Raw genomic sequence first — 17,013 nt, forward strand, 5'->3', positions numbered from 1 at the left:
GTCGGGCTCCGAGCGTGTGACGGTCAAAAGCAGGTCGGCAGGTGTCGACGGGGTCCCCGTCACCTGACCTTCGCCCCAGCGACGTAAACGCTGTGGACGGCCCGGTCGTCGCCGAGAAGCATCATCGCGAAGAGCAGTTCCTCGGTGGTCTGTGCGTAGTCGGTCCTCTGGCGCAGCACGGGAGTGGATTCCGGGTCGAGCACGACGACGTCGGCCTCCTTGCCCGGTTCGAGACTGCCGACGGCGTGATCCGTCCCCAGAGCCTCGGCTCCGTCCAGGGTCGCCAGGCGGAGCGCTTCGAAGGATTCGAGGGGTTCGCCGACGGAACGACTGACCTTGTAGGCCTCGTTCAACGAGGCCAACGGAGACAGGCTCGTTCCCGCTCCGACGTCGGACCCCAGCCCGATTCTGAGCCCCGGGGCCCGCCGGTTCTCCTTGAGCCGGAAGAGCCCCGACCCGAGGAAAAGATTCGACGTCGGGCAGTGTGCGAGGGATGCCTGGGCCGCGCCCAGACGGTCGAGTTCGCTCTCCGACACGTGAGTCGCGTGCCCGAAGACTGATCGTTTCCTGACCAGACCAAATCGCTCGTACACGGCGGTGTAGTCGGACTCGTCCGGAAACAGCTCCCCGACCCATTCGCATTCCGAGGGGTTCTCGGACAGATGGGTCTGGATCGGTATGTCGGGATGTTCCTCCGCGATCCGGCCGAGGAGTTCCAGCTGGCGGGAGGACGACGTCGGGGCAAATCGCGGCGTCAGGGCGTATTCGAGACGGTCCACCCCATGCCATTCCTCCAGGAGCTCGAGGCTCTGTTCATAGGCTTGCTCAGGGGTGTCGAGCAGGTAGTCGGGAGCGTTGCGGTCCATGCAGACCTTGCCCGTCATGATCCGCAAGCTTTTCGACCTGGCCGCGCGGAAGAGCGCTCGCGCCGATTCCGGATGCACCGTGGCGTAGACACAGGCGGAAGTCACCCCGTGTGCCACGAGCTGGTCGGTGAAGAAGTTCGCCATGGCCGCGCAGTGCGACCGATCGGCGAAGAGACCTTCGGCGGGGAACGTGTAGTTCTTCAGCCACTCCAACAGCTGCAGCCCGGGGGACGCGATCATCGTCATCTGCGAGTAGTGGGCGTGACAGTCCACAAAACCCGGTACGACCAGGCGGTCCCCGTGGGCCTCGACCGACGCCGAAGGGTACTTGTCGAGGACCTCACCGGCGGGGCCGACGGCGAGAATGCGGTCGCCCTGCACGGCAATTCCGCCGTGCTCGAGGTCGATCGTCCGCCCCCGGTCCCGTGTCGGGCTCACGACGTGGCCGGTGATGATGCGGATGGGTGCGGCCGCGGCGTCGTCCGCGAGGCCCTCATCCCATTCGATGATGTTCATCGTTTCCTTCCTCCATTCACTGTGATGCGTGTGCGATTGATGTCCTGTGCGAGGTGACCGCGATCAGTTGCCGCGGCGGTCGGCCGGAGTCTTCTTGGTCCCGTCCAGAATGAGCCGGATCTCGCTCGTGTCGGTGACTTCCCCGGAGTCGATGGCTTGCCGGATCTCTTCGGTTCTCGAGTCCGGCACGGTCGGAACCTCTTCCCCATCGCGATCGAGGAGCTTTCCGTCCGTCACCACGTCACCTTCCTGCAGCTTCTGGAGATCCGAGGACGTCATGTACCGGACAGGCCGCGCCGCGAAGACGGACGCACCCTTCGGGTTGCCGAGGTGCAGCTCGTTGAACACGAGATTCAGGAGAACCGCCATGAACGCCGTCGAAGAGATCCCCGAAGTGAAGATGGTCTGGAACCAGGACGGGAAGCCCTCGTAGATATCGGGCTGAACCACGGGGACCATGCCGAAGGCCAAGGACACGGACACGATCACGAGGTTCATGTTGCCCTCGAAGGAGACTGATTTCAGGGTGCGGATCCCCGATCCGGCCACGGTCCCGAACAGGACCATGCCCGCCCCGCCCAGCACCGGCATCGGGATCGCGGCGACCACCTGGCCCAGGATGGGCAAGAGTCCCATGATCACCAGGATCACGCCGCCGGTTGCGACGACGAAGCGGCTGCGCACGCCTGTCAGGGCAATCAGCCCGATGTTCTGGGAGAACGCGGTCTGGGTGAACGACCCGAACACGGGTGCCACGGCGGAGGAGAGCATGTCCGCGCGCAAGCCGCGGGAGATGCGGCGTCGTCCTACGCGGCTACCGACCACTTCCCCGACGGCGAGCAGATTCGCCACGGATTCCGTCATCGCCACGAGGATCACGATCACCATGGAAATGATCGCCGCGGGGTCGAAGGTCGGCCACCCGAAACCGAAGAATTCGGGCAGGGCCGCCCAGGCGCCGTCGCCCACCTCGGAGAAGTCCGTGAGCCCCATGAAGATGCCGACGACGGTGCCGAGCACGAGCCCCAACAGGATCGACAGCCGCGACAGTGCCGCGGAACCGATCTTGCTGAAGAACAGCGTGATCGCGAGCGTCACGAAGGCCAGGATGACGTGGGGCATCGACCCGTAGTCGCCGGACTCCGAGTCACCACCCATGGCCCAGTCGGAGGCGACGGGAACCAGGCTCAACCCGATGCCCGCGATGACCGTTCCGGTCACGACGGGTGGGAGAAACCGGACCACGGACGCGAAGAACGGTGCAATCAGCAGGCCGATGATGCTCGCGACGATCACGGCGCCCAGGACGGTGGTGATGTCGCTGCCGGGTGTGGCCAGAATGGCCAGCATCGTGGCGACGCCGCCGAAGGTGACGCCCTGGACCACGGGGAGCTTGGCACCGAGGAACGGGACGCCCACGCTCTGCAGGATCGTCGCCAGTCCCCCGACGAACAGGCTCGCGGTGACCATGATGGCCGAACGCCCTGGTGAGAGATGCATGGCGTTCGCGACCACCAGCGGTACCGCGATGATGCCCCCGTACATCGTCAGGACGTGTTGGAAACCGAAGGTGATCAGTTTGCCTACTGGTAGCCACGCGTCTTCCGGCCTGTCGGAAGACGCGGGTATCGAGGATCTGCCGCCTGACCGTGGGATCTTCTGGCTGCTCATCATGTGGGAACCTTCCCGAACGCGGAGGCGAGAGTGGCTCGATGCCCGCCCGGGTTCCATGGAAACTGATCGGTAATTTCATGATGCGGTATTTGCAGTCCGCATTGTGGAGACCAGTGTAGCCTGAGTCACGTAGATTTTGACAAGGCCGTTCGAATAAGTGCGCAGGTCGGCGTGTTGCGGGCGGGGCGATGGCAGTCGCGGGGGCGGGTGGCGCAGGTGGGCCGGCGGGCAGGCGGGGCGCTGCGACTAGGGTTTCCCTGCGCGAGGTGGCAATTCCGTGCACCCCCGACCCGCGAGGTGGCAATTTTGGGACGAAAATGACCCAAAAACCGCACGCCACTGCCACCTCGACACCTCGCCCACGGCGCACGCACCCGAAATACTCACCAGTTTTCCGCGATGTGGATTCCAAATTTCATTATCGGTGCTAGGATGACCGAAAATCCATATTTGTAGAGAGTCAGGTCACACACAGGATGGGTCGGAGTGGTTTGCCTCACTCAATAGTAGAGGAGCGCGGCATGGACTCGCGACGTCGTCGCGGAACCGCGGCGCTGAGGATGTCACCTCACGAGGCCGCAGATCATGCGACTTCGACGTCGTGGACCACCGGGCATTGACCACCGGGGGCCCAGGCCATCGGTACGGGGACGGCACCTTGCGGGGCATCACCACAAGTGCAGGTCGCCCCGGTTCGCACACACCACACCGGCCCCAGGCTTTCTCACACCACCACAACAAGGAGGACGTGATGATGGGTTCATTCAGCATCACCGTCAACGGACAGCAGCACGTTGATACCGACGTACCGGTTTACCTCAACCTGCTGGACTGGCTCCGCAATCTCGGCCTGACCGGCGCCAAAGAAGGATGCGCCGAGGGCGAGTGCGGCGCATGTGCGGTACTGATCGCACGCCCCGACGGCGACGAGGCATCCCGGTGGACTTCGATCAACGCGTGCCTCGTGCCCGCTCTGGCCTGCAATGGCCAGGAGGTCGTTACCTCGGAAGGTCTCGGGACCAGCCCCGGCCCGGGCTCCGCGGAGAATCTGCACCCGGTTCAGAAAGAAATGGCTTACCGGGGCGGTTCGCAGTGCGGATTCTGCACGCCGGGATTCATCTGTTCGATGGCCGCCGAGTACTACCGTCCCGAACGGACCCCGACCGGCGGTGCTCCCGCATCGGCCACCGCGGCATCAGCTTCGGCCCCTGCCAGCGCCACGACGCCCACGGACGCTTCGCAAAGCATCACGTCACCAACCGCCGCGTCCCCCACCGCCGCCGCTTCGCCAACCGCTGCGCCATCCGCCACCTCTCCAACCTCCACCTCAACCTCCACCTCCGCCTCATCCGGCGAACTCGGGGAGAACGGCTTCGACCTCCACGCATTGAGCGGAAACCTGTGCAGGTGCACCGGATACCGCCCGATCAAGGACGCCGCCTACGCGTTGACGACCCCGGATGCCAACGACCCGCTGGCGCTCCGGCAGTCCTCGTCTGCGCCGGTCGTCGATCGCGGCGAGATCCGCAACGGCGAAGCGCTCTTCGCCCGCCCCCAGGATCTCGATGACCTGGCCGGTCAATACGCCGAAACCCCCGACGCCGTGCTGCTGGCCGGATCGACCGACGTCGGCGTCGAGACGAACATCCGTCACACGCGCCCCGAGAACGTGATCGCGATCGACCACCTCGAGGAACTCCGCTCCCTCCGATATGCAGACGACCATGTGGAGATCGGGGCGGCTTTGACCCTGTCCGAGGTCGAACGTCGCCTCGACGGCCGCATCCCCCTTCTCGCGCAGCTCTTCCCGCAGTTCGCCTCACGTCTCATCCGCAACAGTGCGACCTTCGGCGGCAATCTCGGGACCGGCTCCCCCATCGGCGATTCGGCGCCCGTGCTCCTGGCGCTGGATGCTGCACTCGTCCTGTACTCGACCGACGGCGAACGCACCGTCCCGATCTCCGAATACTTCACCGGATACCGGCAAACCGTCCGGAAAACCGGGGAATTCATCCGGGCCATCCGTATTCCCCTGCCCCTGTCCGAAACCACGGCGTTCTACAAGGTCGCCAAACGGAGATTCGACGACATTTCCTCCGTGTCCACGGCGTTTGCGATGCAGGTGGACGACGGCCGCATCTCATCGATCCGGATCGGCATGGGAGGCGTCGCGGCGACACCCATCCGGGCGGAGGCCGCCGAACAGTACCTGGTCAACAAGCCGTGGACCGAGGAAACGGTCCGCGAGGCGTCGTCGCTCATGACCGCCGAGAGCACGCCCATGGACGACCACCGTGCCAGCTCCAGGTACAGGTCCTCGATGCTCGAGCAGTCTGTACTCCGGTTCTACGCCCAATTCCGACCCTCCGAATTCGTAGGAGCGAACTCATGAAGACAATCACGCACGCACCCGCCGACCCGAGTCCGGCCGGCGTCGGGACGAGAGTCGCGCACGAGAGCGCCGCGCAGCACGTCACCGGCGAAGCCCTGTACACGCATGATTTGGCCACGAGGGACAAGAGCAGCCTGCACGCCTGGCCGGTCCAGTCCGCCCACGCGCACGCACTGGTCACGAAGTTGAGCACCGACGCAGCCAGGAAGGTTCCGGGCGTCGTCGAGATCCTGACGGCCGACGACGTCCCCGGCCTCAACGACGCCGGCGTCAAGCACGATGAGCCCCTGTTCCCGTCCGAGGTCATGTACTTCGGCCACGCGATCTGTTGGGTTATCGGCGAGACGACGGAGGCCGCACGGCGAGGCGCCGAAGCGGTCGAGGCGGAGTACGAGCCGTTGTCCTCAATCGTCACCCTTCCGGAAGCGATCGACGCGGCCAGCTTCCAGGGGCCGCAGCACGTCATGGAACGCGGCGAGCCCGACGAAGCGTTGGAGAAGGCCACGCATCGATTCCGTGGGACCTTCGAGTTCGGCGGCCAGGAGCACTTCTATCTGGAGACCCACGCGTCCTTCGCCAGGGTGGACGAATCCGGGCAGGTCCTGGTCAACTCGTCGACCCAGCACCCGACGGAGACCCAGGAGATCGTGGCCCACGTGCTCGGCCTGTCGAGTCACGAGGTGACGGTCCAGTCCCTCCGGATGGGCGGGGCCTTCGGCGGCAAGGAGATGCAGCCGCACGGACTCGCAGCCGTCGCGGCCCTGGCGGCGGTCCGAACGGGCAAACCCGTGAGCCTCCGTCTGACCAGGACCCAGGACATCACCATGACCGGCAAGCGCCACCCCTTCCACGCGGAATGGGATATCGGCTTCGACGACCAGGGCCGCATCACGGGCCTGGATGCGACGCTGACCGCCGACGGCGGATGGGCCATGGACCTGTCCGAACCGGTTCTCTCCAGGGCCATGTGCCACATCGACAACGCGTACATGGTGCCCAACATCCACGTGCACGGACGGATTGCGAAAACGAACAAGACCTCCCAGACGGCGTTCCGCGGATTCGGTGGGCCCCAAGGGATGCTGGTCCTGGAGAACATTCTCGGCCGGTGCGCCCCACTGCTCCGAATCGACGCGGGCGAGTTGCGGCGTCGCAACTTCTACCAGCCGGGCGACACCACGCCGTACGGTCAGCTCGTGCGTCACGCCGAAAGGCTCCCCGATATTTGGGGCACGCTGTCCGAGAGGGCCGACGTCGTGCGCCGGAAGGCCGAGATCGCCGAGTACAACGCCGCCCACACGGACACCAAGCGATCGCTCGCGATGACGCCGGTCAAATTCGGCATCTCCTTCAACTTCGCCGCATTCAACCAGGCCGGTGCCCTGGTGCACGTCTACAAGGACGGCTCGGTGCTCATCAACCACGGCGGAACCGAGATGGGGCAAGGTCTCCATACGAAGATGCGTCAGGTCGCGGCGACCACCCTGGGCGTGCGTCTGGACCGCGTCCGGCTGGCGCCGACCCGTACCGACAAGGTCCCGAACACCTCGGCGACCGCCGCGAGTTCCGGCGCTGACCTCAATGGTGGGGCCGTGAAGAACGCGTGCGAACAGATCCGAGAACGACTCGCTCAGGTCGCCGGCGGCATTTTCGGCGCGAACCCACACGACATCAGGTTCGATGACGACGGCGTCGCCGCGATGGGCAAGGACCCCGTACCTTTCGAGGAGGTCGTCTCGGACGCCTACATGCAGCGCGTGCAGCTCTTCGCAGCCGGCTATTACCGCACGGAGGGCATCCACTGGGACTCCTCGACCATGAGCGGTTCCCCCTTCAAGTACTACGCCTACGGCGCGGCGGCCACCGAGGTCGAGGTCGAGGCCTTCACCGGTTCCTACCGCGTGCTGCGCACCGACATCGTCCACGACGTCGGCGATTCCCTGTCGCCCCTCGTGGACGTCGGTCAGATCGAGGGCGGCTTCGTCCAGGGCACCGGCTGGCTGACCCTGGAAGAACTGCGGTGGGACACCTCCGACGGCGACCGGCGCGGCCGTCTCGCGACCCAGGCTGCCAGTACGTACAAGCTCCCGAGCTTTTCGGAACTGCCCGAGGAGTTCAACGTGCACCTGTACGAGCGGGCGACGGAAACCGGCGTCGTCTATGGTTCGAAGGCCGTCGGCGAGCCGCCCCTGATGCTCGCCATGAGCGTGCGCGAGGCCCTCCGGACTGCCGTGGAAGCCTTCGGCCCGGAGGGTGCGGAGGTGGATCTCGGATGCCCGTCCACCCCCGAGAAAGTCTTCTGGGCGATCCAGGAGGTCCGAGGCGCGGAGCCCGAAGGAGAATCCGAACGAGCCGAAAAGGAGAAACAAGAGGTCGGCACGGCGCCGGGAGCGGGCCCCCAAGCGGCCAAGCCCGAACCCACCACGGATCCGACGAGCAATCAGGCAACGTCACCTGTCCGGACGGGTCGGCCGCCCCAATCGCCGCAGCCAGAGAGAGAGTCGGTCTGATGGAGTGGCTCACCGGCCTCGAGTCCCTCACGTCCGAGGGCACGAGCGGGATCCTGGTGACCCTGACCTCGGTGCGCGGCCATGCCCCGAGAACAGCAGGAACCAAAATGGTCGTGTCCGCGGACCGGACGTGGGACACCATCGGCGGGGGCAATCTCGAAGCCACCGTCACCGACAGCGCTCGCCGCATGTTGCGTGACGGCGAGGCTGAGCCCCGGACCGAGGAGATGTCGCTGACCGAACACATGACGACGCGCTTCGGCCGACAGTGCTGTGGAGGGAAGGTCGAGGTTCTCTTCGAGCCCATCGCCGCACCGCCGGTCGTGGCGGTCTTCGGGGCCGGGCACGTGGGAACCGAGATTGTCCGGTTGCTGTCCCGTCTTCCCGTCACGGTTCATCTTGCGGACAGCCGGCAGGTCGCCGTCGACGCGGCCCGGGCTCTGGAGTCGGCCGACGGACCGGCGAGACTCCGGGTGCACCATGCGCCCGCCCCCGAAACCGTGCTCAAGGATCTTCCCCCGGACAGTCACGTGCTCATCATGTCCCACGACCACGCCGAGGACCTCATCCTCTGCGATACGGCTCTGGGGAGGGACGACCTTGCCTCGGTGGGCCTGATCGGGTCCTCGGCCAAGTGGACCCGATTCAGGAAGCGGTTGCGGGAGCAGGGCCATGAGGATGCCGACATCGACCGCATCACCTGCCCCATCGGGATTTCCGGTATCGACGGCAAGTCCCCCGCGGTCATCGCGATCAGCGTAGTCGCGGCACTCGCTCAGGACGTCGCCTGGCCGTGATCCGTTGCGGCTTCAGGGGCGGAAGCGGCCGACGTCGATGGTCCGGTCACACAGGTCCATGACGTGCGCGTTGTGCGTCGCGATGACCGCCGCGCCGCCGCGTGAGACCATTTCTCGCAGCTTGGTCAAGACCAGCGAACCGTTCTCGGCGTCGAGCGCGCCGGTGGGTTCGTCGGCCAGGATCATGCTCGGACGTTTGAGCATCACACCGGCCAGAGCGACCCGTTGCTGCTCCCCGCCGGACAGGTGGTACACCTTGCTGTTCTCTCGCCCCTCGATTCCGACGTCAGCCAACACCCGCGAAATCTCCTCACGATCGGGGCGGTCATGTCGTGGAAGGAGACGCAATGGTTCCTGGAGGTTCTTGAGCACCGTGTCCGACTCGACCAAAGCGTAATTCTGGAACAGATATCCGAGATGACGGCGCCGGAATTCCCTTTGTCTCCGTCGAGCACGCCGGGAGAAATCAACCCCCATCATGGTCAGTCGACCCGAGGTCAATTCGCTCAGGCATCCGAGGCAGTTCAGCAAGGTGGTCTTGCCAGACCCGGACGGGCCGACCAGAGCGACCATTTCGCCGCGTTCGATGGAGAGGTTGACGCCTCGCCAAATGACTGAGGAGCCGATGGTTTTCTCTCCTTCGGAGACGACGACGATCGATTCAGGCATCTCGAGACCTCCTGGAGATGTGGTGACGGTAGGCGCGATTCAAGGAGCCGAGCATGATCGAGACGCTGACAATCATCAGGAGAGCTCCGCATACCAGCATTACGGTGTTGTACTCGAAGGATTCCTGGCTCGAGGCTCCGAAATATACTGCTGTCTCCACTGCTGATCTGGTTCTCCGAAGAATCCAGCATCCTAGAGCGAGGCCGACGACCGTTTCCATCCACAGGACCGGACGCAGCCCGCGTGACCAGGATTCGCCGAAGAGGTAACCACGGAAGAGCCTCTGGTCCCGTTCCGAAACATGAATTCTGGAGAATTCAATCGTTGCGAAGAGCAAGAGGAGCAGCAGAAGGCAGACGGAGTAAACGGAGAGCAGCACATCGGTTCGCGCTTCCCGAGCGTACTTCGCTTGTTGGAGCCTTGCGTTCGTGATGCCGTGAACCATGGACTTCACCCCGGATTCCTTCAACCGGATTTGGGCGGATTCCCTGTCGATCACCAACGCATCTCCCTGCGTGGCCCACGCAGATACGTCTCCGGGGATAGCAGCTATTTGTTCGGGAGGAAGGTACACAACCACCGGGTTGAAGGAGTCGATACGGTTGAGCCCCAGAGACCATCCGTAGTCGAAGACCGGTTTCGTCGAATCGTAGTGGGCAATCTGGATATCGCCTGTTTTGGTCCTATCGACTCCGTAGGGAAGGTAATCCATGACTTGCTCCACGGTCGTTTCGGACCGCTCCGGAAGGAAGAGCCGCATCGAGTCCGGGTTCTGACGAATGGCCCGTTCGGCCTCCGGGAAGCGCTGAGCATTGTGATGAACGTACTGATCGTTGACGAACAGCACCGCCCCCTCGGACCGGGGAGCTTCGTTGGCTGTCGCGGTCATGAGATTGTCCCGGTGCGCAACGATGATGTTGTCCAGCTTGGCCTCGCCGGCGAACCATTGGGCCAACCTGTTTTCCTCATCCTGACCGCGAACGGCGCCAGCAATATCGACGAAGTACGCCTGATTGTTGGACTCCCACGACGACCGCGATTCAGTGTGGGATCGAAGGACGAGGGCCGTTTGGACAGTCCCGAACGACGTCACGAGAATCATGAGGATCGCGAAACCCCTGGCCAAACCCATCGATACATAAACGAATCGTGCCGGCTGTTTCCCCTTCAGCGCGTCTGCCACGGGTACGCGCATGCAGAACATAACGGTGACGGCGTGAACCGCCAGACAAACGACGACGAGTACGACGAGGGCGGGGACGGTGAGGCGAAAGAACAGGGACGCAAAGGCGAGATCGTTGTAGGCCGCGAGAAACACAGTGGACAGCGTGCCGGTGATGGCGGTGGATCCCAGGAGCGGAACCTGGATGTCGGCTATATCGTGCCTGAAGACCTCCCACGGACTGGCTCCGTTGAGACGCTTTCGGGCGTATCTCCGGCTGCCCAACAGGATCGATGACGAAATACTGAACACGATGATGCCGACGCTGGAAACGAATGCCGAAACCAACGGGGTACCACCCATGGAGCGCATGACGTTGTCCGCCAAAACATTCCGTACTGCATGCCCGAATACCCGCTGATAGAGCCCACCTGGGAGAGAAGGCCCTGAGCTCGCTCACGATCCCCGTAGATCAGATACCACCCGAGCGGATCGTCTTCGGCTCGTTGCCTCACCGCAACGTTCACGTCTTGGCTTTGGTTGAACCTGGGGTATCCGGAATCAGGCCACCGTGCCGAAGAGATATCGGCATTCCCCACCATCATGTCCAGTTGCTGCCCGGTTTCGGGATGCGCTGAATCAGCCCCAATCTTGGCTATATTGATCCCCCGGCGTTTCGCCTCCGACGTCAAGGAGTCGAAGAACTTTTGGGGGTCGGCGTTCTCTTCTGCCTTCTTGACCCAAGCAATATCACTGAATCCCAGCGTGACTTGGGAGTCAATGGAGAACAGAGCTCCGAAAACAAATACCACGGCAACTAAGGGCAGAAATGAATACGCGACGGAAAGTCTCAGGTTATTTTTCATGTCTCGCAGGACAGCGCCCCGACTCCTTGAGACCGGGGCGCTCCTATCCAGAATGATCAGCAGTAGTTCCAGTAGGCCTTGTCGGCCGCATACCACCGCGAAGGCGCCGATGCCTTCGCCCAACGCCCGGCGTGCGTGTTGCCCAGAAGCCGCCTCCTACGTGGTCGGAAGCTTGAGCGGCAACCATGGCCCCGAAAGCAAGCGCGGCACCAGTTGCTATGGACAGAATCCTCTTTTTCATGATGTCTCCCCAAAGACAAAAGAACAGAATGGCTATGATATCCCTCACTTTGTCATGAGAGCATGAATGATATTAGGCCGCTCTCCGTGTGCCGTCAAGACTCTTCTGAACAAATTTACTCGAGTAAAGCTATATAAGTGGCTCTTCGCAGTTGAGGGGGTAGGTGGCTGAGCGCGTCGGTCGCCGGATGAGGGTCGAGGCCTTCCGATGATGGAAGTTCTCACACTGACCATCTGCCGGAAGACCTCGACGTGCACCACGCTACCTTCGCGACCCCTGATCTGACCGTGTTCTGCCATCTCGACGAGCTCGGCCTCGTGGCCACCGGTCAGCTTTTTGAGCCGGATCGCGCGGTGATCGAGTGCCGCGTCGCCGAGCCGGATCCGTGGTGCCGGGGATGCGGTAGCCAGGCGCTCTCGCGCGGGACGGACACGCGGCGTCTCGCCCACGAGCCGTTCGGTCATCGCCCGACGACGCTGCTGGTCCGGGTCCGCCGCTACAAGTGCTCGGGATGCGGACGGTCCTGGCGTGAGGACCTCACGGCAGCGGCGCCCGAGCGAGCCAAGCTGTCCCGTAGCGGGATGCGGTGGGCGTTGGAAGCGCTCGTGATCGACCACCTCACCGTCGCCCGCGTCGCCGCCGGACTCGGTGTCGGTTGGCACACGGCGAACAACGCGGTCCTCGCTGAAGGGCGTCGAGTGCTGATCGACGATCCCGCCCGGTTCGACGGCGTCGCCGTGATCGGCGTCGACGAGCACGTCTGGCGCCACACGAGAGTCGGCGACAAGTACGTCACCGTCATCATCGACCTCACCCCGAACCGCGACAAGACCGGCCCCGCCCGTCTGCTGGACATGATCGAGGGTCGCTCGAAAGCCGTGTTCAAGACCTGGCTCGCCGCACGCCCGCAGGACTGGCGCGATGGTGTCGAGGTCGTCGCGATGGACGGGTTCACCGGCTTCAAGACCGCCGTCAGCGAGGAGCTCCCGGACGCGCAGGCGGTGATGGACCCGTTCCACGTCGTCCGCCTCGCCGGCGACGCCCTCGACACCTGCCGTCGTCGCGTCCAGCAGTGCCTGCACGGCCGGCGGGGCCGCAAAAACGATCCGCTCTACAAGGCCCGCCGCATCCTCCACACCGGCGCGCAGCTGCTCACTGACCGGCAGCAGACCCGTCTCGAGGCACTGTTCGCGGTCTCCGAGCACGTCGAGGTCGAGGCGACCTGGGGCATCTACCAGCGCGTGATCGCTGCCTACCGCGAACCCGATCGGAAGACGGCGAAGAAGCTGATGACAGCCGTCATCGATTCCGTCTCCAGCGGCGTCCCCGCCGCGCTCGTGGAGGTCCGCAAGCTCGGCCGCACGCTCAAGCAGCGCGCCGCCGACATCCTCGCGTTCTTCGACCGGCCCGGCACGTCCAACGGGCCAACAGAGGCGATCAACGGGCGCCTGGAACACCTCCGCGGCTCCGCCCTCGGATTCCGGAACCTCACGAACTACATAGCCCGATCGCTGCTCGACACCGGCGGCTTCAGGAACCACCTACACCCTCAAATGCGATGAGCCATATAAGTACGCGGTCATCGAGGCGCGGACATTTCTGTGATTCATCAGCTCAAATACACTCAGTCCAACAACCTCCGTGCGCACCCCACCAGCACCTCTAGAGCCCATATGGCGCCCTGTTGTGGACTTTCAGCTCAAGCGGGGCCAGGCGCGCCACATGCCTGACAGCGATGATTACCGCCCTCCCCTTCCCTCAGCGAGGCCTTCCGGCGGACCGACCTCGAAAATCCCCACCCGCCCCTTGACTTCCCGCTCGTGATCCAGTTCACTGATTAGCAATGGAATTTAAGTTTCACGATCCGAAATCTGGCAACGGGAGGTGTCGATGAGACTCACGGAGTTCAACGCTCTCGATCCAGCCTCCGCGGCAGAGGCCATCGGACCCGCCCTGGACATTCCACGCTGGGTCGGGGAGATCGTGGCGGCCAGGCCGTACGGCTCGGTCTTGGACGTCGTCGAGGTCGCCCGACGCGCGGCCCACCCGTTCACCGACGCCGAGATCGACCAAGCCCTCTCCCACCATCCGAAAATCGGTCAGCGGGACGAATCGGAGTCCGAGGAGGCCAAGCATTCCCGGTCCGAGCAAGCCAGTCTTGGCCCGTCGTCGGAATCGACCCGTGCATCCCTCGCCGCCGGCAACAGGGACTACGAAGACCGCTTCGGCCACGTCTTCCTGATCCGCGCCGCAGGTCGTTCGCACGAGGAAATCTTGTCCGAACTCCACCGGCGCCTGAACAACTCCCCCACGGCAGAGCGCGTCGAAGTGGCCGAGCAGCTGCGCGAGATCGCCGTCCTGCGTATCGAAGGGATGCTTTCATGAGCTTCATTTCCGCCCACGTTCTCGATTCCGTCCACGGCCGACCCGCCGCGGGAATCGACGTGACGCTCCTCCGAGGCTCCGGCGAGGAAATCGCCGCGGCCACCACCAACGAGGACGGCCGAGTCAACGACCTCGGCCCAGAGACCCTGGAATCCGGCCATTACCGGATCATTTTCGCGACCGAACCGTACTTCTCCGGGCAGGGCCTGGAGACGTTCTACCCGTTCGTCGCGGTGGATTTCACGGTGCAGGAACAGCAGGGGCACTACCACGTGCCTCTTCTGCTCAGCCCGTACGCGTATTCCACATACCGCGGCAGTTGACCCAGGAGCCGACCCCTCGTCGACGATTGCCGGTCCACCCCATCCAACGAAAATGCAGCAGGAGCAGAACACCATGACCAACGTTGTCCTCGGAAAGACCCAGTACGGCAAGGCCGAGAACCACGTGGTGCGGGTCAACCGCACCACGGACCGACACACGCTCCGCGACCTCGTGGTCACCTCCCAATTGCGAGGCGACTTCGACGCCGTGCACACGCACGGCGACAACGCGCACTGCGTGGCAACGGACACCCAGAAGAACACCGTGTTCGCGTTGGCCCAGAAGCACGACATCACCACCCCTGAGGACTACCTCGGGATCCTCGCGGACCATTTCACCTCGGAATTCGACTGGGTCAGCGGCGGACGCTGGGCGGCCGATGAACACGCGTGGGCCAGGATCAACGACCACGACCACTGCTTCGTCCAGAACAAGGACGAGATTCGCACGGCGGTGGTCGTGGCCGACGGCGATCAACGCACGGTGATCTCCGGATTCAAGGGCCTGACGGTGCTCAAGTCCACGGAGTCGGGGTTCGTCGGCTATCCCAAGGATCAGTACACAACCCTCCCGGAGACCGAGGACCGCGTCCTCTCGACCGACATCGCGACCAGGTGGAGGTACAACACCGACGACGTCGACTACGACGCCGCCTACGAGGACGTCAAGTCCATCATCCTGGACAAGTTCACGGACCACTACTCGCGCGCCCTCCAGGAGACGCTGTACCTCATGGGTCAGGCCGTGATCGAGGCCCACCCGGAGATCGACGAGATCAAGTTCTCCTGCCCCAACAAGCACCACTTCGTCTACGACCTGGGCTTCTGCGGGGAGTCGAACAACAACGAGACCCACTACGCCGCCGACCGGCCCTACGGCCTGATCGAGGCGACGATCCGCCGTGAAGACGCCCCGGAGGCGGAAGCAGCCTGGGACGGAATCGCAGGGTTCTGCTGAACCGACCGGCGAGAGGGGCCGTGCCCCGTCCCTGACGGACGGGGCACGGCCTTTTTCTTACCCGGACGATGCACAAGGAAGGTCATTCCCATGTCCACACAGATCCAGGCCGGAAGCAGCCCGCGCTCCGAGGACGAGTATCTCGGCGTCGGCGCGAGCTTCGGCTACGGTTTCCAACACGTCCTGACGATGTACGGCGGGATCATTGCCCCACCCCTGATCGTCGGCGGCGCCGCAGGACTGTCCGGAGGCGAGCAGGCGCTCCTCGTCGCCTGTTGCCTGTTCATCGGTGGCCTGGCCACCGTTCTGCAGTCCTTCGGCATTCCGTTCTTCGGCTCGCAATTGCCGTTGGTCCAGGGCACGTCGTTCGCGAGCGTGGCGACCATGACGGCCATCGTCACGGGGAACGGAGGAATCCAGGCGGTCTTCGGGGCCGTGATGGTCTCCGCATTCATCGGTTTCCTGATCGCACCGTTCTTCGCCCGGATCATCCGATTCTTCCCACCGGTGGTGACCGGCGTCGTGATCACGACCATCGGCCTGTCCCTGTTCCCCACCGCGGGCGAGTGGATCATGGGTGGCGCCGACGTCGCGGCCTCGGGGGACTCCTCGACGATCGTCAAGAGCGTATGCCTGGCGGGCATCACACTGCTCATCATCCTGCTGCTGTCGAAAGTCGGCAGCGCGGCCGTTTCTCGACTGTCCATCCTGGTCGGAATCGTCCTGGGCACCGTGGTGGCAACCCTGCTCGGCATGGCGGACTTCTCCGATGTCGGTCAGGGCGCCGTGTTCGCTTTTCCGCAGCCGTTCGCCTTCGGGCTGCCGACCTTCGACCTGGCATCCATCGTCTCGATGACCATCGTGATGCTGGTGATCCTCACCGAAACCACGGCGGACGTGCTGGCCGTCGGGCAGATCGTCGGAAGCCGGGTCGACCGGCGACGCATCGGCGACGGCCTCCGGGCCGACATGGCCGCATCCTTCGCCGCCCCCGTCTTCAACGGATTCACTCAATCCGCCTTCGCACAGAATGTGGGTCTGGTCGCCATCACCGGGGTCAAATCCCGGTTCGTGGTGACCTGCGGTGGCGTGATCATGCTCGTGCTGGGGCTGCTCCCGGTGCTCGGGCGCGTGGTTGCCGCGGTTCCGCCTCCCGTCCTGGGCGGCGCCGGAATCGTCTTGTTCGGCACGGTCGCCGCCTCAGGCATCAGGACGCTGAGCACGGTCGAGTACGAGGGCACCTCGAATCTGATCATCGTCTCGGCTTCGCTGGGAGTCGGGCTACTTCCGGTGGTCAAACCGGACATCTACAGCGGATTCCCGTCCTGGTTCGAGACGATTTTCCACTCTGGGATCAGCTCGGCGGCCGTCGTCGCGGTCCTGCTGAACCTCTTGTTCAACGAGTTGAAGCTGGGCAATCCGCCGGCAGGCGAGAGCTCGGTCTTCGCCTCCGCTCCCCCACGATTCGTACCCATCGAAGCCCTCGAACAACTTCGGGGACGACTGCACGAGGGCGACGTCGTGCGGGACGGCAAGATCGTGGACGCGAGCGGCGTCGAGGTCCCGTGTGTCACGGCTTCGGGCCAGGTGGTGGAATCTCCCGTCATCGACCCACCGCCCCAGACGGCGAACGAGCGGACGTGATCGGGGCGGT

General features: G+C 64.1%; 12 protein-coding genes. 8 read left to right on the forward strand and 4 right to left on the reverse strand.

The features are described from left to right. Nucleotides 1-59: 59 nt before the first annotated feature. Both guaD and ACTSLZ_RS08775 read right to left on the reverse strand, forming a co-directional pair. A complete protein-coding gene (gene guaD / locus ACTSLZ_RS08770) occupies nucleotides 60-1,382 on the reverse strand; it encodes a guanine deaminase (protein ID WP_129316463.1) in 1,323 nt (440 codons plus the stop codon). Between the two features lie 63 nt (nucleotides 1,383-1,445). Beyond that, the gene (locus ACTSLZ_RS08775) at nucleotides 1,446-3,053 is read right to left on the reverse strand and encodes a nucleobase:cation symporter-2 family protein (protein WP_321201259.1); all 1,608 of its coding nucleotides are present in this window, start codon (nucleotides 3,051-3,053) and stop codon (nucleotides 1,446-1,448) included. A 757-nt stretch (nucleotides 3,054-3,810) separates the two neighbouring features. Between ACTSLZ_RS08775 and ACTSLZ_RS08780 the strand changes: the two genes are divergently transcribed. From ACTSLZ_RS08780 to xdhC, 3 genes are read left to right on the forward strand one after another with little or no spacing between them, the layout of a single operon-like run. After that, entirely contained in the window at nucleotides 3,811-5,448 is a 1,638-nt protein-coding gene (locus ACTSLZ_RS08780) for a xanthine dehydrogenase small subunit (protein ID WP_443096122.1), read from the forward strand. Further along, entirely contained in the window at nucleotides 5,445-7,958 is a 2,514-nt protein-coding gene (xdhB, locus tag ACTSLZ_RS08785; protein ID WP_443094749.1) for a xanthine dehydrogenase molybdopterin binding subunit, read from the forward strand. The genes ACTSLZ_RS08780 and xdhB overlap by 4 nt, the downstream gene beginning before the upstream one ends. After that, a complete protein-coding gene (xdhC, locus tag ACTSLZ_RS08790) occupies nucleotides 7,958-8,755 on the forward strand; it encodes a xanthine dehydrogenase accessory protein XdhC (protein ID WP_443094750.1) in 798 nt (265 codons plus the stop codon). Before xdhB ends, xdhC begins: the two co-directional genes overlap by 1 nt. A 12-nt stretch (nucleotides 8,756-8,767) precedes the next feature. Here xdhC and ACTSLZ_RS08795 read toward each other — a convergent pair whose 3' ends face one another. After that, nucleotides 8,768-9,424, reverse strand: a complete 657-nt coding sequence (locus ACTSLZ_RS08795) for an ATP-binding cassette domain-containing protein (protein WP_443094751.1) — start codon at nucleotides 9,422-9,424, stop codon at nucleotides 8,768-8,770. Further along, on the reverse strand, nucleotides 9,417-10,958 hold the full coding sequence (locus ACTSLZ_RS08800; protein ID WP_443094752.1) for a hypothetical protein: 1,542 nt from the start codon (nucleotides 10,956-10,958) through the stop codon (nucleotides 9,417-9,419). Before ACTSLZ_RS08800 ends, ACTSLZ_RS08795 begins: the two co-directional genes overlap by 8 nt. A gap of 986 nt (nucleotides 10,959-11,944) precedes the next feature. Between ACTSLZ_RS08800 and ACTSLZ_RS08805 the strand changes: the two genes are divergently transcribed. The 5 genes from ACTSLZ_RS08805 to ACTSLZ_RS08825 all read left to right on the forward strand — a co-directional run bounded on the left by ACTSLZ_RS08805 (nucleotide 11,945) and on the right by ACTSLZ_RS08825 (nucleotide 17,003). Then, nucleotides 11,945-13,255, forward strand: coding sequence for an ISL3 family transposase (locus ACTSLZ_RS08805; protein WP_179628043.1), 1,311 nt, complete (start codon nucleotides 11,945-11,947; stop codon nucleotides 13,253-13,255). A 328-nt stretch (nucleotides 13,256-13,583) separates the two neighbouring features. Continuing rightward, complete coding sequence (gene uraD, locus ACTSLZ_RS08810) at nucleotides 13,584-14,078, forward strand: 2-oxo-4-hydroxy-4-carboxy-5-ureidoimidazoline decarboxylase (RefSeq protein WP_443094753.1); 495 nt, start codon at nucleotides 13,584-13,586, stop codon at nucleotides 14,076-14,078. After that, complete coding sequence (gene uraH / locus ACTSLZ_RS08815) at nucleotides 14,075-14,401, forward strand: hydroxyisourate hydrolase (RefSeq protein WP_129316446.1); 327 nt, start codon at nucleotides 14,075-14,077, stop codon at nucleotides 14,399-14,401. The genes uraD and uraH overlap by 4 nt, the downstream gene beginning before the upstream one ends. A 73-nt stretch (nucleotides 14,402-14,474) precedes the next feature. After that, nucleotides 14,475-15,359: a factor-independent urate hydroxylase gene (pucL, locus tag ACTSLZ_RS08820; RefSeq protein ID WP_129316447.1), complete on the forward strand. Its 885-nt coding sequence runs from the start codon at nucleotides 14,475-14,477 to the stop codon at nucleotides 15,357-15,359. A 90-nt stretch (nucleotides 15,360-15,449) separates the two neighbouring features. Further along, entirely contained in the window at nucleotides 15,450-17,003 is a 1,554-nt protein-coding gene (locus ACTSLZ_RS08825; RefSeq protein WP_443094754.1) for a nucleobase:cation symporter-2 family protein, read from the forward strand. The last annotated feature ends 10 nt before the right edge of the window (nucleotides 17,004-17,013 follow it).

The organism is Rothia koreensis, from assembly GCF_052232265.1.
Taxonomy (GTDB): Bacteria; Actinomycetota; Actinomycetes; order Actinomycetales; family Micrococcaceae; genus Rothia; species Rothia koreensis.